Origin of the sequence: Amycolatopsis sp. NPDC051128, assembly GCF_040682715.1 — a bacterium.
Taxonomy (GTDB): domain Bacteria; phylum Actinomycetota; class Actinomycetes; order Mycobacteriales; family Pseudonocardiaceae; genus Amycolatopsis.
The window spans coordinates 1-18237 of record NZ_JBFBBN010000065.1 but is presented as its reverse complement, the minus strand read 5'-3'; the positions used below and the strand labels follow the sequence as shown (position 1 = coordinate 18237).

The window sequence follows — 18237 nt, the reverse complement described above, 5'->3', positions numbered from 1 at the left end:
CCGCGTCTTGTACGTTCTTGACATGGCCCACGTGGAAGCTTGGCGGCCGGCGGTCCCGGGGATCGCCGAGGTCTTCCACGCGCGGTTCACCACCCACGCCTACCCGCTCCACACGCACGACACGTGGACGCTGCTGATCGTCGACGACGGCGTCATCCGGTACGACCTCGACCGCCACCACCACGGCGCGCTCGGCCCGGCCGTGACGCTGCTGCCGCCGAACGTCGCGCACGACGGGCGGGCCGCGACCAGCCACGGCTTCCGCAAGCGCGTGCTCTACCTGGACACGTCCGTGCTGGGCGAGGACCTCGTCGGCGCGGCGGTCGACCGGCCGAGCGTCGCCGACGGCCTGCTGCGCACTCGGGTCCACCAGCTCCACGAGGCACTGGCCGAACCGGGCGACGCGCTCGAGGCCGAGAGCCGGCTCGTGCTGGTCGCCGACCGGCTGCGCACCCACCTGGGACGGCCGGCTTCACCCGAACCGAAGCGCGGCCTCGCGGACGACCTGAAAGACCTCCTCGACGCGAAGCTCCCCGAAGCGCTGACGCTGGCCGAAGCCGCCGAGACGCTCGGCGCGCACCCCGCGTACCTCGTCCGCTGCTTCGGGGCGCGGTTCGGCCTGCCACCGCACCGCTACCTGACCGGCCGCCGCGTCGACCGCGCGCGCCGTCTGCTGCTCGACGGCGCCCCGGCCGCCGACGTCGCCGCCGCGGCCGGGTTCACCGACCAGGCCCACCTGACCCGGCACTTCAAGCGCTACCTCGGCACGACGCCGTCGCGGTACTCGAAAACCCGTTGACGCGGCGGCGGCGCTGGTCATCGCCCATCTGCCGGCGAAGGAAGTTGTGTCAAGATGACGGCATGCTGCGCGAACTGCACCTGACCGGCGACCCGGCCGCAGACAAGCTGCTCAACGACGACCCGTTCGCCCTGCTCGTCGGGATGCTCCTGGACCAGCAGTATCCGATGGAGCACGCGTTCGCCGGTCCGCGGAAGATCGCCGACCGGATGGACGGGTTCTCCCTCGCGAAGATCGCCGCGACCGACGTCGAGGCGTTCGTCGAGATGTGTGTGGTGCCGCCGGCCATCCACCGCTACGGCGGTTCGATGGCCCGCCGCGTGCACGCGCTCGCGCAGCACATCATCGAGCACTACGACGGCCGCACCGAGGGCATCTGGCTCGACGGGCGCCCGAAGCCCGACGGCCCCGAAGTCCTGAAGCGGCTGAAGGCGCTGCCCGGCTTCGGTGAGCAGAAGGCGAAGATCTTCCTGGCCCTGCTGGGCAAGCAGCGCGGGGTCGCGCCGAAGGGCTGGCGCGAAGCGGCCGGCGCGTACGGCGACCGCGGCTCACGGCGCTCCATCGCCGACGTCACCAACGCCGAAACCCTGGCCGAGGTCCGCGCGTTCAAGAAGGCCGCCAAGGCCGCGGTCGCCGCGAACTAACGCACCCACACGCGTAGCGGCCCGAGCGGTTCCGCGCCGTGGGACAGTGCCACTGCCAAGGCCTCGCCGTATTCGTAGCCGACCACCGGATCGCCGGGGAACGCGGCCGCGACCGCCGCGACCGCCGCCGGGCCAGCTCGCCGCCGGGGCCGTGAAGTTCGACAGTCCCGTGACCCCGGGGCCGCGGTGCACGACGACCACGCCGTCGCCGCGCGACAGCACCGCCACCGCCGCGTCGACCGGGAACCCGTGCTCGGTGACGTGCTGCCAGCCCGGTTCGGGGACACCCGGCCCGCACGCGATCCACGTCGCGTCGAACAACACCGCGAAGCCCTCGCCGGAGAGGTCGAGGGTGGCGAAGCTGTCCTTGACCGAGCAACCCGCCGAACCGTCGACGAACGGGAGGACGTCGGCCGCCGTGGCGCGGGGGTCGAGCGTCACCGCGTCCGGGTAGCAGGGCGGCGTGCGCCGCGGGTGCGTCCAGGCCCGCGCGCCGAACCGTCCGCCGCGGCAGACGGCCTCGCACCAGGACGCGTTCTCCGCCGCCGCTAGGGCGTGTTTCTTGGATCTCGTTCGATGAGAGTCGGGATCCAGGTGGTTCCTGGCGGTGCCGCGGGAACGTCCTCGTACCGGGTTGTACTCGGGCGATCCCGCGGTGCCGCCAGGGGCCGCCTGGGCCCGGCTATCGCGAACACGGATCCGAGAAACACGCCCTAGTTCCGCGCGAACCACAGCACGTCCGGCTCGCCGCGCGGGACCTCGACCGGGACCTCGCGGACCTCGGCGAACTGGGCACGGAGCCGCTCCGTGAACGCCGGGGCCGCGTCCGCGCTCCACATCGCGAGCACGCCGCCGGGCCTGAGCAACCCGGCCGGCCGCGCCACCCCGGCCGGGGAATACAGCTGCGCGTTGCCGGCCGTGACCGTCCACTCGGGACCGTTTTCGCCGTCGCGCCGCAGCACCAGTTCGCCGCCGCGGCCCCGGACCTTCTCCAGCACCTCGCCCACGTCACGACTTTCTCACGACCGGCCAGCGAGTTTACCCATTCGGCACGCTCCCGGGCCTATCCGCGCGCCCGGCACGCTCTTACCCTGGACACGGAGGTGAAGCCCATGCACGCCACAGTAGGAGACGAGATCCAGGTACACGGCCGGACGGTCGGGTCGGCCGAGCAGCACGGCGAGATCCTCGAAGTCCGCGGGCCCGACGGTGCGCCGCCCTACCTCGTCCGGTTCGCAGACGGGCACGAAGCGCTCGTCTGCCCCGGGCCCGACTCCGAAGTCCAAGCACACGCCGACTAGCCGACAGCGACCTCTTCCCGGCGGTCACGGCCGCGGACCCGGCCCCACGCGAAGCCCACGAGCAGCAGGGCGACCAAGGTCAGCGCGGCCGCGACCTCCGGGAGCAGCAGCGGCCCGCCGAAGCCGAGCACCGCGCCCCCGAGGATGCCGGACAGCCCGACACCCAGGTAGATCGCGGACGCGTTGAGCGAAAGCACCAGACCCGCGTGGCCCGGGGACAGCTCGATCAGGCGATGCTGCACCGGCGGGTTGAACGACCACGTCGCCACGCCCCACACGAACAGCGTGACGCCGGCCGCGACCGGCGTTCCGGTCGTGACGGGCAGCAACGCCATCACGACGGTGCCGGCCACGATGACCACGAGCAGCGGCGTCCGCGAACCCCAGCGGTCGGTCGCCCGGCCGCCGGCGAAGTTGCCGACCGCGCCGCCGACGCCGTAGCAGAAGAGCAGGATCGTGACGGTCGTGCCGTGCACGCCCGCGGTCGCGGCCAGCAGCGGCGAGACGAACGTGTAGACCATGAACGCGGCCAGGCAGGCGAGGACCGTCGTGGCCAGCATGACGAGCACCCGCGGGTCGCGGCCGGCGGCGAACCGCTCGGCGAGGCCGACCCGCGGCGGCGCGGCGACGCTGGGCAGCGCGAGCCGGACGGCCAGCGCGCTCGCCAGCGAGAACGCGGCGACCAGCGCGAACGCCGGCCGGTAGCCGAGGTGCTGCGAGATCAGGCTGCCGAGCGGCACGCCGAAGATCAGCGCGACGGTCAGGCCGCCGAACACGAGCGCGACGGCGCGCCCCCGGCGTTCGGGGGCGGTCAGCTGGGCCGCGACGGCGCTGGCCGCCGGCGTGAACACCGCGGCGCCGACCGCGGTCACCACGCGGGCCAGCAGGAGGGTGCCGTAGCCGGGCGCGAGCGCGGCGAACAGGTTGCCGGCGCCGGTGACGACCAGGGCGGCCACCAGCAGCGTCCGGCGTTCCCAGGTGCCGGTGGCGGCGGCGAACAGCGGCGAGCCCACCGCGTACGCGATGGCGAAGGCGGTCACGAGCTGCGCGGCGGCCGTGGCGGAGACGTGCAGCTCACCGGTCAGCGCGGGCAGCAGCCCGGCGACGATGTAACCGCTGGTCCCGACGCCGAACGCGCCGAGGGCGAGGACCGAGATCCTCGAGGACGAGGGTGCGGACATGGCTGGGGCCCCCAAGCGAAGCAGGGATTGGTTCGACGAACGTCGTAGTTCGACAGTCACCGTACTACGCCGCTGCCAGAAATTCGACCGTTGTCGTACTATGGGCTCATGTCCAAGTCCGTCGCCCTGCCGCCGATCGTCATGCCCGCCCGGGACGAGATCACCGTCGAGGGCGTGCTTCGCGCCCTAGCCGACCCGGTGCGGCTGGCGATCGTCCGGCAGCTCGCGGCGGCCGGCCACGAGATCGCGTGCGGCGGGCTCACCGTGCCGGTGACCAAGTCCACACTCACCCACCACCTGAGCATCCTGCGCCAGGCCGGCGTCGTGTCCGGCCGCCAGGAAGGCACGACGCGGTTCAACTCGTTGCGCCGCAAGGATCTTGACGCGCTGTTCCCGGGCCTCCTGGACGGCGTGCTGGCCGCTCCCCGCTGAGCCGGGCGTTACGGTGTGGATCGTCACCCGATATCGGGATGACAACGCCCCCCTCCGTCGGTTGGACTGTGTGTAGGACAGCTCGCGGCGCCGTCGCCGCTCGGCTGTCTTTAATTTTGTCCCCGAACTGAACCGATCCAGTACCGAATACCGGATTGGTCATGTAATCGATTTCTCGCACTGACCCCTGGAAGGAGCGCCGTGCCCGTCGCGCTGCTCGCGCTCGCCATCGGAGCCTTCGGCATCGGGACCACCGAGTTCGTCATGATGGGCGTGCTGCCCCAGACGGCCGCCGACTTCGGCGTCGACATCCCGACCGCCGGCTACCTCATCTCCGGTTACGCCCTCGGCGTCGTCATCGGCGCCCCCCTGCTCACCGCGGCCGCCGTCCGGCTGCCGCGCAAGACCATGCTGCTGGCCATGATGGGCCTGTTCACGCTGGGCAACGCCCTCTTCGCGCTCTCCCCCAACCAGGAGTTCGGCGTCGCGTTCCGGTTCCTCGCCGGCCTGCCCCACGGCGCGTTCTTCGGCGCCGGCGCCGTCGTCGCCTCCGGCCTCGTCGGCCCGGGGGAACGCGCCAAGGCCGTGTCGATGATGTTCCTCGGCCTGACCCTGGCGAACGTCATCGGCGTGCCGCTCGGCACGCTGCTCGGCCAGCAGGTCGGCTGGCGCGCCACCTTCGGCGTCGTCGCCCTGATCGGACTGGTCGCCATCGCGGCCATCGCGAAGCTGGTGCCGCACCAGGGCAAGCCCGCCGACGCGTCGCTGCGCACCGAACTGGGCGCGTTCCGGCGCCCGCAGGTGCACCTCGCGCTGGCGATCGTCACGTTCGGACTGGGCGGCGTGTTCGCCTGCCTGTCCTACATCACGCCGATGCTGACCGACGTCGCCGGCTACTCGCCGGGCAACGTCACCCTGCTGCTGTCGCTGGCCGGCGTCGGCATGACGATCGGCAACCTGCTCGGCGGCCGGCTGGCCGACCGCGCGCTGATGCCGAGCCTCTACATCGCACTGCTGGCGCTGGCGTCGGTGCTGGGCATCTTCACGATCACGGCGCAGGGCAAGGTCGGCGCGGCGATCACGATCTTCTTCGTCGGCGTCGCCGGGTTCATGATCGGTCCGATGATGCAGGCGCGAATCATGGAGAAGGCGGGCGGCACGCCGTCGCTGGTGTCGGCCGCCGTGCAGTCCGCGTTCAACATCGCCAACTCGATCGGCGCCTACCTCGGCGGCCTGGTGATCGCGGGCGGCCTCGGCCTCGTCGCACCCAACTGGGTCGGCGCGCTACTGGCCGTCTTCGGACTGACCCTCGCCATCGTCTCGGGCACCTTGGACCGCCGCGAAGCCCGCGTCGAACGCCGGCGCGAGCTCGCGATGGCGTCCTAAGGAGAGTCCTAAGAGGAACTGAACGGGCCGCCGATGATCGTCAGGGCGACGTAGAGGACGGCCGCGGCGAGCCCGGCGTACGTCACGATGTCGACGATCTTGCCGCGGATCGCCAGCAGCCCGGCCTTGGCCGTCGGCAGCACCGCCCGCAGCGCCCCGGCGAGGAGGAGCGCGGCGCCGATCAGCGCCGCGCCCTCCCGCCAGTGGTACTGGACGATCCGCAGCACCGCGACGGCAGCCACCAGCAGCACCAACGCGAACGGAAGCTGGGTGAACCGGGACTGCCTGCTCCGGCGGTCGTGGACGTCCCGCCGGTCCTCCGTCATGGTCATCGGCCCTGGACCGAGCGTTCCGCCGCTTCGACGACGTTGCTGACGAGCATCGCCCGGGTCATCGGCCCGACCCCGCCCGGGTTCGGCGAGATCCAGCCGGCGACCTCGGCGACTCCCGGGTGGACGTCACCGGTCAGCTTGCCGTCCACATGGGACACGCCGACGTCGAGCACCGCGGCGCCCGGAGCGACCATGTCCGGCGTGATGATCCCCGGCACGCCGGCCGCGGCGACCACGACGTCGGCGCGGCGGACCTCGGCGGCGAGGTCGCGGGTGCCGGTGTGGCACAGGGTGACGGTGGCGTTCTCGCTGCGGCGGGTCAGCAGCAGGCCCAGCGTGCGGCCGACGGTGATGCCGCGGCCGACGACGGTGACGCGCGCGCCGTTCAGCTCGACGCCGTGATGCTTGAGCAGCTCGATGATCCCGTACGGCGTGCACGGCAGCGCGCCCCGCTCGCCGAGCACCAGCCGGCCGAGGCTGACCGGCGCGAGGCCGTCGGCGTCCTTCTCCGGGTCGATCCGCTCGAGCACGCGGTTCGCGTCGAGGTGCTTCGGCAGCGGCAGCTGCACGATGTAGCCGTGACAGGCCGGGTCGGCGTTCAGCTCGTCGATGACGGCTTCGAGCTTCTCCTGGGTGATGTCGGCGGGCAGGTCGCGGCGGATCGAGTTGATCCCGATCTTGCCGCTGTCGGCGTGCTTCATCCGCACGTACGAATGCGACCCGGGGTCGTCGCCGACCAGGACGGTGCCGAGGCCCGGCGTCACCCCTTTCGCGGCCAGTGCCGCGACGCGGGGCGCGAGCTCCGCGAATATGGCGTTCTTGGTGGCCTTGCCGTCGAGAATCTTCGCCGTCACGCGGCCCATTCTGGCAAAGGGACCGCCATCGTGCCCCCGCGCGTCGCTCCAGGCGTGCCTCCATCGCGGCGCGTAGGGTGATCGCTACCCCACACGGTCCATTCGCGACGTTGCCCGCGACCAAGCTGTGATGTACCACACGTCACATCCGCCGAGGTCAGGACGTGTGCCACCGGGTCGCCGAGTGGCAAAACGGCCGTGCGGGGTGCACAGGCGCGCGCGAACAGTCAAAATGTCTCCGTGGCACAACCGACGACGCAGCTGAACGCGACCGAGCAGGACACCCTGGTCAAGCAGATCGGCCTTGCCCTGCTCCGTGCCGCCCCGCGCGACTGGCGCAAGGTCACCGCGGAGTACCGAGCCGTCGGGAGGTACCACGAGCTGACCGGCGAGATCATCACCGAGGACGGCTCGGTGCACGACTGGCTCGCGACCCATGACATCGCCACCCTGTTCGGCAGGCTGCGCGGCGGCATGTACCGGGACGGCCGTGGCACCTGGTTCAACGCGCGGTACCAGCTCGACCACCCGTCCAGCTACAACCTCGAGTACAACCGCGACGAACCGGTGTGGAACCTCGCGCCGCCGCCGCAGGCCTACTCCGACGAGCTGCGGATGTTCCCCCGCACCGAGGACAACGTGCCCGAGTGGCTGATCCGCCGGATGTCGGGGCTCGGCCCGGAGCAGCCGGGGCCGCACTTCCGGATCGCCCGGATCTTCGACAACGTCGGCCCGGCGGGCCGCCCGGTGATCAACCGGCCCGACCTCGAGGCCGAGGAGCAGGACCGGCTGCTGGAGTACCTGGAGCACGCGCCACTGGTGGTGCCCGAGCGCGGCTACGACATCGACCGGCTGGCCGCGACGCCGGAGGCCGCCGTCCCGGTCGCCTTCCACAGCGACGGCCAGTGGATCTGGCCCGCCGCCGTCAACTTCTACCTGCACAAGTACGGCGTCTCGCCGGAGCCGGACCTGGTCGAGCACGTCCGTGCGGTGGGCTTCAAGCTGCCGCCGCTCGACGAGCCGACGCTCCAGGCCGCCGCCGCGTACCTGACCCGGGGCAACCAGCCCCCGCCGCCGCAGCAGCGTCCGGCCGGGCCGCCGCCGCAGGGCCCGCCGCCCCAGCAGCAGATGCCGCCGCAGCAGGCCCCAGCGGGCCCGCCACCGGCCGCGGCCGCCATGGCGGCGGCCCCGCCTGTCCCGCCCGCCGCGCCGCCGCAGCAACCGCTGCAACCGCCGCGACCGCCGCACGAGGACGAGCCGCCAGCACCGGTGGAGTCGCCGCTTTCGGTGCACGCCCCGGCCGAGCCGGAGGCCCCGGCCGAAGAGCACGAGTACGCCGAAGACGGCTACGACGACCAAGAGTTCGACGACCGCTTCGCCGAAGACGACCAGTACGGTGACGAGGACTACGAACAGCAGGCCGAGCACGGGGCGGAGTCGAACGGCTCGGTCCCCGAACCGGGCCGGGTGCCCGACCTCGAAGAAACCGCGGAGTACGTCCCCGACCAGCCGATCCGGCAGGAAGAGGAGCCGCCGCGGGACGACGAGTCCTTCCAGCTCCAGCGGGACGACGAACCGGCCGTCCACGAGGAGGACGAGCCGGCGCACACCGCGTTCGAGGACGAGCCGCCGTCCGCGTTCGAACCCCAGCCGCCGCACCCGCCGCACTATGAGGACGAGCCGGCGCCCGCCGCGTTCGACCCGGGCCCGCCGACCATGATCACCCAGCCCGAGGTGCCCGGCGTGCTGCCGGTGCCGGAACCGCCGTCACCCCAGCCCGCGGCCCAGGCGGAGCCGCCCGCGCCGCCGCAGCAGGCTCCCCGGTCGGGCCGTCGCGCGCTGCGCCGCGAGACCCCGGACCACCCGGTCCTCGCCGGGCTGCAGGCCAAGCTGGACGAGCTCGACGTGCCCGAAAGCGGGTACAAGCTGGGCGAACCCGCCGAGCACGGCTGGAGCGTCGAGCAGGTCGAGGACGGCTGGCGCGTCGGCTGGTACGACGGCAAGCTCAGCAACCCCGCGGTGTTCGGCGACGCCGAGGACGCGGCCGCGTTCATGCTCGGCAAGCTGCTGCTCAACCCGGAGGGCCACGTGCCCGCCGAGGAGCCGCCCGCGCCGGAACCCGAACCGGAGCCCGAGCCCGAGCCGGAACCGGCGCCGCAGCGGGTCGTCGCGACGCTGTCGCCCGAGATCGCCACCGGGTCGTACCCGGTCCGCAAGCCCGAGCCGGTGCCCGCCCAGGAGCAGACGGCGTTCACCAGCGCCGCGGAGCTGTTCGGCGACGTCGAGGACGACGAGCCGCCGGTCCCGCCGCGCCGGCCCGCGACGGCCCCGGCCGGTCCGCCGGTGGCGCAGCAGCAGGCCGGGCCGCCGCCCGCGATGCCGGCGCCACCCCGTCGTGAGCCGCCGCAGTCGGCCCCGACGGTCCTGGCCCCGGCGCCGCAGGGCGTCCTGCCGGTCCCGCCGCCCGCCCCGCCCGCGCCGCCGCGACGTGAGGAGCCGGCTCGCCCGGCCGTCAACGGCGGTGGTGGCAGCGGCCAGCAGCAGTGGCCGATCGGGCCGATGGCCGGCGAGCCGCCGCTGACGCTGTTCCGCGGCAAGGAGCTGCGCGAACTGCCCGCGGGCAGTGAACTGGACCGCTTCGGCGGCCCGAACGGCAACCTGACGTACTCGGCGGGCACGCCGTTCGCCGAGCGGTCGCTGGTGCCCGAGTGGGTGAACCGCCCGTACCACGTCTACCGCGTGCAGCGGCCGCTCGAGGCACTGGCCGGCGTCGCGATCCCGTGGTTCAACCAGCCGGGCGGCGGGTCGGCGTACCTGCTGCCGGCGTCGATCGAGGAACTGCTCGCGGAGGGCGATCTGATCGAGCTCGACCCGGGCGAACCCCCGATCGACTGACGCCGTTGCCGCTGAAGGCCACCATCAGGCGTTTGATGCCCTGATGGTGGCCTTCAGCCGCTTTCAGCGGATGACCAGGCCGTGGGCGGCGGCGAACGAGATCGCCGTCTCGATGTCGACCTGCGCGCCCCTCAGGTTGGCCTGGACCAGGGCGTTCGCGTCGAGTTTCGCGCCACGAAGATCGGCGCCCTCGAACTTCGCGCCCTGCAGGCGGGCGCCGGTCAGGTCGCTGCCGCGGAGGTCGGCGCCGGTGAGGTCGGCCTCGGTCAGGTTGGCTTCCCGCATCCGCAGCCCGGACAGCCCGAGCTTGCGCAGCCGCGCCTTCGCGAGCGACGCCATCGAAAGGTCGCATTCGGTGAGCGCGATGCCGCCGAACCCGCTGTCGGCGAACGACGTGCCCAGCAGCGAGCACGCCGTCCAGCGGCTCTCGACGAGCACTGTGCGATCGAAGGTGCACGAGCGAAACGCCGACGCGTCGTGCCGCGAGCGCGACAGGTCGGCCCGGCTGAACACGCAGTCGTCGAACGTGCACCCGCGGGTCCGCAGCCCGCTGAGGTCCGCGCCCGTGAAGTCGCAGCCGGTGAACCGGCGCTTTTCCCACCACTGCCCGGACAACACCGCTTCGCGGTAGTCCTCCCCGGTCTCCAGCACGGCCCCAGGGTGCCACATCGCCGGGGAGGCCCCGCGTCCGTCCACTAAGGACGGCGGTTGACCAGCTCCGCGCTCTGCACGTACTTCATCGCCTCGACGTACTCGGGCAGCTGCCAGCGGCGCATGATCTCGGCCTCGTCGAGGTCTTCCAGGCGGGTCTGGATCCACCAGAGATTGCCGAACGGGTCGCGCACCCGGCCGACGCGGTCGCCGAACGCCAGCACGGTCTGCCGTGTCACCTCGGTGGCGCCCGCTTCGATCGCCCGGCGCTGGGTCTCCTCACTGTCGGGCACGTAGAGCCGCAGGTAGCCGGGGGTGTCGGCCCAGTCGTCACGGCTGTCGAACGCCATCACGACGGCGTCGCCGATGCGGACCTCGGCGTGCCCGATCTTCCCGTCCTCCCCGACGACCCGGCCGAGTTCCTCGGCGTCGAAGGCCCGCTTCAGGAAGTCGATCAGCGCGGCGGTGTCCCGGCCGATGATCCACGGGGTGACCGTCGTGTAGCCGTCGGGAACGGGGTTGGCCATGTTTCCTCCTCGGTTGGATACCGCGAAGGTAATGGTGAAATAGGACAGTTATTGACCGCTGCATACTGGGAACCATGGGAGTTCCGCTGCGGCCGCTGGCGGTCACCGCGCGCACGCGGTCGAGCTACCGCGAGGTCGCGCCGCCACCCGCGCTGGCGGGCGTGCTGGCCTGCGGCTGGCATGGGAACACCGGCTGGGCGCGACCGCTGCGCGTGCTTCCGGACGGCTGCGCGGACCTGGTCTGGGACGGCGAGGCGCTCTCGCTGGTCGTCACCGTCGGCGCCCCGCTGCGGCTGTGGATCCCGGCGTCGTCGTCGCGCGTCGGCGTGCGGCTGCGGTGCGGCGCCGCGGCCGCCGTGCTCGGCACGCCGATGCCGGAACTGCCGGCGGGCACGACCCCGCTGAGCGACGTCTGGGGCGCCGACGCCCGCCGAGCCGCGGACACCCTCGCGGCGACGAGCGACCCCGAGGTCCAACGCGGAGTCCTCGAAGGTCTCGTCGCCCGGCGAGGAGCGACACCGGATCGTCGCGTGCTGGCCGCGGTCCGGGCGCTGGGCCGTCCCGTGGTCCGCGCCGGGGAGATCGCCGACGAGCTGGGCGTCAGCGAACGCGCGCTGCGACGGCACCTGGTCCACGCGGTCGGCGCCGGGCCGAAGCGACTTCACCGCGTCCGGCGGTTCCAGCGATTCCTGCGCCGGCTCGAACCCCTGGCCGCCCGGCGGACGTCGCTGGCCGAGGTCGCCACCGAACTCGGGTACGCCGACCAGTCGCACCTCGGCCGCGAATGCCGCCGCCTGTCCGGCTCCTCCCCCGCGGCGCTCGTGCGGGTGGCCGAAAAGTTCCAGACGGTGCCCTCGCCCGCGCGCCACGATCAGCCGCATGTTCCGAGTCACGATCGCGGTGCGCGCTGACGACATCGACGCCAACGGCCACGTCCGCGGCCCCGCTTACCTCGCCTACGCCGACCACGCGCGCTGGTCGTGCGTGCGGGCCGCGGGAATCGAACCGGCCAGGCTGGCCGCGCGCCGGATCGGCCCGGTCAACCTGGAGACGACCGTGCGGTTCCACCGCGAGCTCGTCCCGGGTGGCGAGGTTTCGGTCGGCTGCGTGTTCCATTGGGGCACGGGCAAGACCTCACAGGTGACGCAGGAGTTCCGCGCGCCGGACGGCGTGCTCGTCGCCGAGGTTTCGAGCGTGTCCGGCCTGCTGGACCTCGACCGGCGGCGGTTGCTGCCCGACCCCGGCGCGCACTGGCGGGAGCTGGCCACGCACCCGGAGCTGCTGGGGCTGGCCCCGAAAACCGGGTGAGCGCCGGGGCGATGATCACTACGGTCGTGGGCGTGCCCGACCACGACTACGTCGATCCCGGCCTCGCCGCGCTGTACGACGCGTTCAACCCCCGGGAAATCTCCGGCGATTTCGAGTTCTACCTGCCGATGATCATGGCGGCGGCGACGGTGCTGGACGTCGGGTGCGGCACCGGGTCGCTGCTGCACTGGGCGCGGGAGTCCGGCCACACCGGACGGCTGACCGGCCTCGACCCCGCCGAAGGGATGCTCGCGCAGGCCCGCCGCCGCGACGACGTCGAGTGGGTGCTCGGCGATTTGTCGACCGTTTCCTGGACGGACGAATTCGACTTCGCGGTGATGACCGGGCACGCGTTCCAGGTGCTCCTGACCGACGACGAGCTGCGGACGGCCTTCGCGGCGATCCGGCGGGCCCTGGCTCCCGGCGGGCGGTTCGGCTTCGACACGCGCAATCCCGCGGCCCGCGGCTGGGAACGGTGGACGTCCGCGCACGCGAGCGAAGTCGTCACCGCCGACGGCATGAAGGTGCGGTCGTGGAACGACGCCGGGCCGTTCGAAAACGGGTACGTCACCTTCACGACGACGTACGAGAGCCCGAGCTGGGACGCTCCACAGTTCAGCGAGAGCACCTTGCGGTTCCTCGATGTGCCGGAGCTGGCGAGGTTCCTGGGCGAAGCCGGGCTCGTCGTCGAAGCCCAGTACGGCAACTGGGACCGCACTCCGGTGACCGGGACCAGCCCGGAGATCATCACCATCGTCCGGCGCGCCTGAGCCTCACCGGAAGTCCCGGGACTTCGCCTTGATACGCATCGGCAGCGCCTCGACGCGGTCGGCGAGGACGCTGACCACGCCGTCGGCCTTCTCGACCACCCCGCGGATCAGCAGCGCCGAGCTGGCGCGCGCGACGCGGTGGTAGCGCTGCCACAGGCCGAGCGTGCAGATCACGTTGACCATCCCCGTTTCGTCCTCGATGTTGAGGAAGGTGACCCCGCCCGCGGTCGCCGGGCGCTGGCGGTGCGTGACCGCGCCACCGATCAGCACGCGCGCGCCGTCGTCGAGGTCGGCCAGGCCGCTCGCCGGGACGACGCCGAGCGCGTCGAGACGGTCGCGGATGAACTCGGTCGGGTAGCTGCCCGGTGACACGCCCGTCGCCCAGACGTCCGCCGACGCGACGTCGAGGCCGTCCATCCCGGGCAGCGCCGGCGCCTGCGCGACGGACAGGCCCGGCAGCTTTTCCGGGCGTTCCCCGGCGACCGCGCCCGCGGTCCACAGCGCCTGACGGCGATCGCCGCCGAAGCCCGCGAACGCGCCGGCCGTGGCCAGAGCCTCGATCTGCGGTGTCTTCAGCCGGACCCGGCGGGCGACGTCGGCCATGTCGATGAAGTCGCCGTTCGCCTTTCGCTCGGCCACGATCCGCTTCGCGACGTCCTCCCCGATGGTCCGAACGGTGCTCAACCCGGTGCGCACGGCGTGCAGCTTTCCCTTGTCCGGCTGTGTTTTCTGGGGCCGAGCCCCAGACCCCAGCCGGGGGGCAAGCCCCCCTGGACCCCCCAAAGACGGCAAGGGTTCCAGCGTCGCGTGCGGCAGGCTGCAGTTGATGTCCGGGCCGTGCACGGTGACGCCGTGGCGCCGCGCGTCGGCGACCAGCGACTGCGGTGAGTAGAACCCCATCGGCTGCGCGCGCAGCAGCCCCGCCAGGAACGCGTCCGGGTGGTAGTACTTGAAGTAGGCGCTCGAAAACACCAGGTGCGCGAAGCTCAGCGCGTGGCTCTCCGGGAAACCGAAGTTCGCGAAGGCCTTGAACTTCAGAAAGATCTTCTTCGCGAGTTCGTCTTCGACGCCGTTCGCGGCGGCGCCGTCGAGGAACCGCTGCCGCAGCCGGTCCATCTTCCGGTCCGACCGCTTCGACCCCATCGCGTGCCGCAGCTGGTCGGCCTCCGCCGCGGTGAAGTTCGCGACGTCCAGCGCGATCTGCATCATCTGCTCCTGGAACAGCGGCACGCCCTTGGTCTTGTGCAGCGCCTTCTCCAGCAACGGGTGGTCGTACGTCCAGGACTCCCGGCCCTGCTTGCGGCGGATGTACGGGTGCACCGAGCCGCCCTGGATCGGGCCGGGCCGGATCAGCGCCACTTCGACGGCGAGGTCGTAGAACTCGGTGGGTTCGAGGCGGGGCAGCGTCGCCAGCTGCGCCCGGCTCTCCACCTGGAACACGCCGATCGCGTCGGCGCGGCACAGCATGTCGTAGATCTTCTCGTCGGCGAGGTCGAGCTCGGCCAGGTCGACGCGCTCGCCCTTGTACTCCTCGACGAGGTCGATCATGTAGTGCAGCGCCGACAGCATGCCGAGGCCGAGCAGGTCGAACTTGACCAGCCCCGCGCTCGCGCAGTCCTCCTTCTCCCACTGGATCACGCTGCGGTCGGCCATCCGCGCCCACTCGACCGGCACGACCTGGCTCACCGGCTCCTGGCACATGACCATCCCGCCGGAGTGGATGCCGAGGTGCCGCGGGAAGTCCTCGAGCGCGAACGCGAGCCGCACGACTTCGTCCGGGATGTCGTGGTCGTGGTCCTTTTCGGTGCTGCGCAACGAGCCCCAGCGGTCGATCTGCTTGCTCCAGGCGTCCTGCTGGCCGGGCGAGTAGCCGAGCGCTCTCGCGGCGTCGCGGACGGCGGACCGAGCGCGGTAGGTGATCACGTTCGCGACCTGGGCGGTTCTCAGGCGGCCGTGCTTTTCGAAGACGTACTGGATGGCTTCTTCACGGCGGTCGGACTCGATGTCGAGGTCGATGTCGGGGTAGCCGTCCCGGTCCGGGGCGAGGAAGCGCTCGAAGAGCAGCTCGTACGCGACGGAGTCGACCTTCGTGATGCCGAGCGCGTAACAGACCGCCGAGTTCGCGGCCGAGCCGCGGCCCTGGCAGAGGATGTCGTTCTCGCGGCAGAACCGCACGATGTCCCAGACGATCAGGAAGTAGCCGGGGAAGCCGAGCTCCTCGATGATGGCCAGCTCGTGCTCGATCTGGGCCTTCGCCTGGTCTTCGTGCTCCTTGCCGCCGAAGCGTTCCTTCGCGCCTTCCCAGGTCAGTTGCCTGAGATACGTCGTCTCGGTGTGCTCCCCGGGGACGTCGAAGGGCGGCAGCTTCGGCGCGAGCAGCTTCAGCGGAAACGTGCATTCCATGCCCAGCAACGCACTGCGCCGCACCGCGCCGGGATAGCGACGGAACATGACGTCCATCTCGGCGCCGCTGCGCAGGAACGCCGTCCCGGCCGCGGGGAGCCAGCCTTCGAGTTCGTCGATCCCCCGCCGGGCGCGGATCGCGGCGAGCGCGTCGGCCAGCGGAGCGCGTTCGGGCCGGGCGTAGTGCGCGGCGGTGGTGGCGACGGTCGGCAGGTTCAGTTCTTCGGCGAGCCGCGCCAGGAGGTCGTTGTGGGTGCTGTCGAGCGGCTGGCGGTGGTCGGTCAGTTCGACGTAGACGTTGTCGTGGCCGAAGCGCTCGACGAGTATCCGGAGTTGTTCCGCGGCCGCCGACGGGCCGTGCCTGACGAGCGCCGAGCGCACCGCGCCCTTGCGGCAGCCCGTCAGCACCACACACTGCCCGGCGACCTCCTCGGCGACCGCACCGAGGTCGTAGATCGGTTTCCCCTTCTCGGCTTCCCGGTGGATCTGGCCGGCGGTGATGGCGCGGCAGAGGGCCCGGTAGCCCTGGTCGCCGCGGGCCAGGAGCAGGAGGTGCTCGCCTTCGGGATCGGCGACGCCGTTCTGCGGGCCGGTGAGCCCGAAGCTCAGCTCGGTGCCGAACACGGTGTTGACGCCCAGTTCCCTGGCCGCCTCGGCGAAACGGACGACGCCGTACATGCCGTCGTGATCGGTGAGCGCGATGGCGTCCAGTTCGAGGCGCGCGGCCTCCTCGACGAGTTCCTCGGGGTGGCTGGCACCGTCGAGGAAGCTGAAGTTGGAGTGGCAGTGCAGTTCGGCGTAAGGCACGCGGACGGCCTCGCCGCCGTCGTCACTGCCGCGCGCGGGGAGGTCTTCGGGCCGCCGGTAGGCCTCGCGGTGCCGTCCCCAGGCGGGGCTGTCGCCGTGGTCGCCGGGTGGCAGGCCCCCGGCGAGGGTCCGGGCGAGGTCCTTCCAGCGGACGGGTGGGTTGTTCCAGCCCATTCAGCGCCTCCCGGGCTCGTCCCGCCGACGGCGCTCCTCGGCCTCGCGGCGGCGGTGCCAATTGGCGGGGTGGTTCCAGCGGCTGCGCTGCTCGGCCTCGCTCATGCGACACCCGTTCTCGCGGGTGGGGCGAGGGAAGGGGATCACCACTGCCAGAATGCCGTTCTGCGAGTCGTCCGCGGGGTGAGGCGCCGGAACCTCCGGCAGTTGCCCGCGAACCGACCACCTTTCCTGCGACTCCGGCTCCGGGACCTCCGCGCGGTGCCTGCGAGCCACCTCAGCGTCACGTTGAGGTGCCGAGCCCTCTGCGCGGTACTCGCGACCCCCCTCAGTCTCAGGGTGAGGGGTCGGGATTTCGCGCAGCCAGTCGCGCTCGGCGGCGGCCGAGCCGGATGCTGGGCCGGGGGCGGGGGCCGCGCGCAGCCAGTCGCGCAGGCGCCTTGCGTAGTGGTTGTCCATGCTCAGTCGTACACTCCCTCGACCGTCCACAGTGGATTTTCGGAGCCCGCGCAGTGCACCAGCACCGCCTCGGGCGGCTCCTCTCCCGCTCCGGCGAGCACCAGCTGCAGCCGCGCCCGCCGCGGGCCCGGGCGCCGCCGGTCGCCCGCCAGTGGCCACGGGCCCGCCCAGCCGATGACCTGCCGGCGCACGCCGCCGGTGATGCTCAGCTGCCGCGGGGGCGCCGTGACCTGGTCGCGGGCGGTGAGCCCGACCGGCCGCCCCTCGACGTCGTAGACCTGTGCGGGCACCGGACGGTCGAGGACCGTCGCCGGGGACGGTGCCGGCAACCGTCCCGGCCAGGTCGCCTCCGGCGACGCCGTCCGCTCGCGCGGGTCGCCCCAGGGCACCAGCCGGACGCGGCCCGCGGGGTCGCGGCCGCCGTCGAGCAGGGGGGTGAGCACACCCTCCGGCCCGAGCAGGCCCTGGACCCGGACGAACGCCCGCGCCGCGCGTTCGTCGTCCTCCTCCGAACCGCCGTTCTGCCAGAGGTCGAGCTGCAGGGACCGGCCTTCGACGGTCTCCTCGGGTTCCAGCACCAGCCGCGTCACGCCGGACGTCGGGCGTTGCCCCGGCGCGGCGCGCAGCCAGCCTTCGAACTGCCAGCGCACGCGGTCGGCGACGCCGGCGGGGGTCAGCGGTTCCGCGCACCGCCACACCCGGCCGAGGTGCTCGCCTTCTTCGGTGACCGCGTAGATGCCGAGCCGGGTGCAGGCCAGGCCGTGCCCGGCGAGGCCCGCGCAGAACCGCGTCGCGAGGCCCTTGGCGAGGAACGCCGCGACGTCGACCCGCTCGACGACCGGGTCGAACTCCTCGGTCAGCGTCAGTTCCGGCGGCGGCCGGCGCCGCAGCGGCGGCCGTTCGGACCGGCCCCGCGCCAGCCGGTGAGCGAGCATCCCGGCCGCGCCGAAGCGGTTGACGACGTCGCGTTCGGGGAGGTCCGCGAACGCGCCCAGCGTGCGGAGCCCGAGCCGGCGCAGCAGGTCGACCAGGTCCGCGCGGTCGGCGCCGGGCTGGTCGAGTTCGGTGATCGGCAGCGGGGCAAGGAACTCGGCGACGCGCCCGGGTTCGACGAACGCACCGCGCCGGGCGGCGAGCGTCGCGGCGAAGAGCCCCTCGGCGACGCCGACCTGGCACTCCACGCCTGCGGCGGCCGACACTTCGTCGACGAGCCGCTCGACGAGCGCGTGTTCGCCACCGAAGTAGGCGGCGGCGCCGGCCACGGGAACGGCGACGAGCCCCGGCCGCACGACCTCGACACCGACAACGAGCGCC

The 18237-nt window shown here is 72.4% G+C and carries 17 protein-coding genes and 1 pseudogene; 10 read left to right on the top strand and 8 right to left on the bottom strand.

Annotation, left to right across the window (positions count from 1 at the left end):
- Positions 1 to 22: 22 nt before the first annotated feature.
- From AB0M82_RS40820 to AB0M82_RS40810, 3 genes are all read left to right on the top strand, one after another.
- Entirely contained in the window at positions 23 to 799 is a 777-nt protein-coding gene (locus tag AB0M82_RS40820) for an AraC family transcriptional regulator (RefSeq protein WP_364734245.1), read from the top strand.
- Between the two features lie 62 nt (positions 800 to 861).
- Entirely contained in the window at positions 862 to 1443 is a 582-nt protein-coding gene (locus tag AB0M82_RS40815; protein ID WP_364734243.1) for an HhH-GPD-type base excision DNA repair protein, read from the top strand.
- A 169-nt stretch (positions 1444 to 1612) separates the two neighbouring features.
- Positions 1613 to 1897 carry a hypothetical protein gene (locus AB0M82_RS40810; protein WP_364734240.1) on the top strand — a complete coding sequence of 95 codons (285 nt, stop codon included), beginning with the start codon at positions 1613 to 1615 and terminating at the stop codon, positions 1895 to 1897.
- 259 nt (positions 1898 to 2156) lie between these two features.
- Here the strand turns inward: AB0M82_RS40810 and AB0M82_RS40805 are convergent, their stop codons facing one another.
- The gene (locus AB0M82_RS40805) at positions 2157 to 2450 is read right to left on the bottom strand and encodes a hypothetical protein (protein ID WP_364734238.1); all 294 of its coding nucleotides are present in this window, start codon (positions 2448 to 2450) and stop codon (positions 2157 to 2159) included.
- A gap of 105 nt (positions 2451 to 2555) precedes the next feature.
- Between AB0M82_RS40805 and AB0M82_RS40800 the strand changes: the two genes are divergently transcribed.
- Complete coding sequence (locus AB0M82_RS40800) at positions 2556 to 2744, top strand: DUF1918 domain-containing protein (protein WP_364734236.1); 189 nt, start codon at positions 2556 to 2558, stop codon at positions 2742 to 2744.
- Here the strand turns inward: AB0M82_RS40800 and AB0M82_RS40795 are convergent.
- Positions 2741 to 3925: an MFS transporter gene (locus AB0M82_RS40795; RefSeq protein WP_364734234.1), complete on the bottom strand. Its 1185-nt coding sequence runs from the start codon at positions 3923 to 3925 to the stop codon at positions 2741 to 2743. The two genes, AB0M82_RS40800 and AB0M82_RS40795, sit on opposite strands and share 4 nt — an antisense overlap.
- 108 nt (positions 3926 to 4033) lie before the next feature.
- Here AB0M82_RS40795 and AB0M82_RS40790 point away from each other — a divergent pair, with 108 nt between their 5' ends.
- Both AB0M82_RS40790 and AB0M82_RS40785 read left to right on the top strand, forming a co-directional pair.
- The gene (locus tag AB0M82_RS40790; RefSeq protein ID WP_364734232.1) at positions 4034 to 4357 is read left to right on the top strand and encodes a metalloregulator ArsR/SmtB family transcription factor; all 324 of its coding nucleotides are present in this window, start codon (positions 4034 to 4036) and stop codon (positions 4355 to 4357) included.
- 201 nt (positions 4358 to 4558) lie between these two features.
- Positions 4559 to 5743 carry an MFS transporter gene (locus AB0M82_RS40785; RefSeq protein WP_364734230.1) on the top strand — a complete coding sequence of 395 codons (1185 nt, stop codon included), beginning with the start codon at positions 4559 to 4561 and terminating at the stop codon, positions 5741 to 5743.
- Between the two features lie 8 nt (positions 5744 to 5751).
- Here AB0M82_RS40785 and AB0M82_RS40780 read toward each other — a convergent pair whose 3' ends face one another.
- Complete coding sequence (locus AB0M82_RS40780) at positions 5752 to 6075, bottom strand: DUF3017 domain-containing protein (protein WP_364734227.1); 324 nt, start codon at positions 6073 to 6075, stop codon at positions 5752 to 5754.
- Positions 6072 to 6929, bottom strand: a complete 858-nt coding sequence (locus tag AB0M82_RS40775) for a bifunctional methylenetetrahydrofolate dehydrogenase/methenyltetrahydrofolate cyclohydrolase (RefSeq protein ID WP_364734225.1) — start codon at positions 6927 to 6929, stop codon at positions 6072 to 6074. The genes AB0M82_RS40780 and AB0M82_RS40775 overlap by 4 nt, the downstream gene beginning before the upstream one ends.
- 240 nt (positions 6930 to 7169) lie before the next feature.
- On the opposite strand from AB0M82_RS40775, the gene AB0M82_RS40770 reads away from it, so the two are divergent.
- A complete protein-coding gene (locus AB0M82_RS40770; protein WP_364734222.1) occupies positions 7170 to 9824 on the top strand; it encodes a TNT domain-containing protein in 2655 nt (884 codons plus the stop codon).
- Positions 9825 to 9887: 63 nt separating this feature from the next.
- Here AB0M82_RS40770 and AB0M82_RS40765 read toward each other — a convergent pair whose 3' ends face one another.
- Both AB0M82_RS40765 and AB0M82_RS40760 read right to left on the bottom strand, forming a co-directional pair.
- Entirely contained in the window at positions 9888 to 10475 is a 588-nt protein-coding gene (locus AB0M82_RS40765) for a pentapeptide repeat-containing protein (RefSeq protein ID WP_364734220.1), read from the bottom strand.
- Between the two features lie 44 nt (positions 10476 to 10519).
- Positions 10520 to 11002: a VOC family protein gene (locus tag AB0M82_RS40760; RefSeq protein WP_364734217.1), complete on the bottom strand. Its 483-nt coding sequence runs from the start codon at positions 11000 to 11002 to the stop codon at positions 10520 to 10522.
- Positions 11003 to 11076: 74 nt separating this feature from the next.
- Here AB0M82_RS40760 and AB0M82_RS40755 point away from each other — a divergent pair, with 74 nt between their 5' ends.
- From AB0M82_RS40755 to AB0M82_RS40745, 3 genes and pseudogenes are all read left to right on the top strand, one after another.
- Entirely contained in the window at positions 11077 to 11913 is an 837-nt protein-coding gene (locus AB0M82_RS40755) for a helix-turn-helix domain-containing protein (protein ID WP_364734215.1), read from the top strand.
- A complete protein-coding gene (locus AB0M82_RS40750) occupies positions 11882 to 12310 on the top strand; it encodes an acyl-CoA thioesterase (protein WP_364734213.1) in 429 nt (142 codons plus the stop codon). Before AB0M82_RS40755 ends, AB0M82_RS40750 begins: the two co-directional genes overlap by 32 nt.
- A 32-nt stretch (positions 12311 to 12342) precedes the next feature.
- Positions 12343 to 13112: pseudogene (locus AB0M82_RS40745) on the top strand (methyltransferase domain-containing protein).
- Here the strand turns inward: AB0M82_RS40745 and AB0M82_RS40740 are convergent.
- Both AB0M82_RS40740 and AB0M82_RS40735 read right to left on the bottom strand, forming a co-directional pair.
- Positions 13084 to 16464 carry an error-prone DNA polymerase gene (locus AB0M82_RS40740; protein WP_364734211.1) on the bottom strand — a complete coding sequence of 1127 codons (3381 nt, stop codon included), beginning with the start codon at positions 16462 to 16464 and terminating at the stop codon, positions 13084 to 13086. The pseudogene AB0M82_RS40745 and the gene AB0M82_RS40740 sit on opposite strands and share 29 nt — an antisense overlap.
- A 461-nt stretch (positions 16465 to 16925) precedes the next feature.
- A partial coding sequence (locus tag AB0M82_RS40735) for a DNA polymerase Y family protein (protein ID WP_364734209.1) occupies positions 16926 to 18237 on the bottom strand: 1312 nt, incomplete at its 5' end.

What these genes read in the sequence shown, in the direction of transcription:
- AB0M82_RS40820 (WP_364734245.1), top strand. Translation starts at nt 23, where the DNA reads ATGGCCCACGTGGAAGCTTGGCGGCCGGCGGTCCCGGGGATCGCCGAG.
- AB0M82_RS40795 (WP_364734234.1), bottom strand. Translation starts at nt 3,925, where the DNA reads ATGTCCGCACCCTCGTCCTCGAGGATCTCGGTCCTCGCCCTCGGCGCG.
- AB0M82_RS40815 (WP_364734243.1), top strand. Translation starts at nt 862, where the DNA reads ATGCTGCGCGAACTGCACCTGACCGGCGACCCGGCCGCAGACAAGCTG.
- AB0M82_RS40750 (WP_364734213.1), top strand. Translation starts at nt 11,882, where the DNA reads ATGTTCCGAGTCACGATCGCGGTGCGCGCTGACGACATCGACGCCAAC.
- AB0M82_RS40760 (WP_364734217.1), bottom strand. Translation starts at nt 11,002, where the DNA reads ATGGCCAACCCCGTTCCCGACGGCTACACGACGGTCACCCCGTGGATC.
- AB0M82_RS40780 (WP_364734227.1), bottom strand. Translation starts at nt 6,075, where the DNA reads ATGACCATGACGGAGGACCGGCGGGACGTCCACGACCGCCGGAGCAGG.
- AB0M82_RS40800 (WP_364734236.1), top strand. Translation starts at nt 2,556, where the DNA reads ATGCACGCCACAGTAGGAGACGAGATCCAGGTACACGGCCGGACGGTC.
- AB0M82_RS40790 (WP_364734232.1), top strand. Translation starts at nt 4,034, where the DNA reads ATGTCCAAGTCCGTCGCCCTGCCGCCGATCGTCATGCCCGCCCGGGAC.
- AB0M82_RS40740 (WP_364734211.1), bottom strand. Translation starts at nt 16,464, where the DNA reads ATGGGCTGGAACAACCCACCCGTCCGCTGGAAGGACCTCGCCCGGACC.
- AB0M82_RS40755 (WP_364734215.1), top strand. Translation starts at nt 11,077, where the DNA reads ATGGGAGTTCCGCTGCGGCCGCTGGCGGTCACCGCGCGCACGCGGTCG.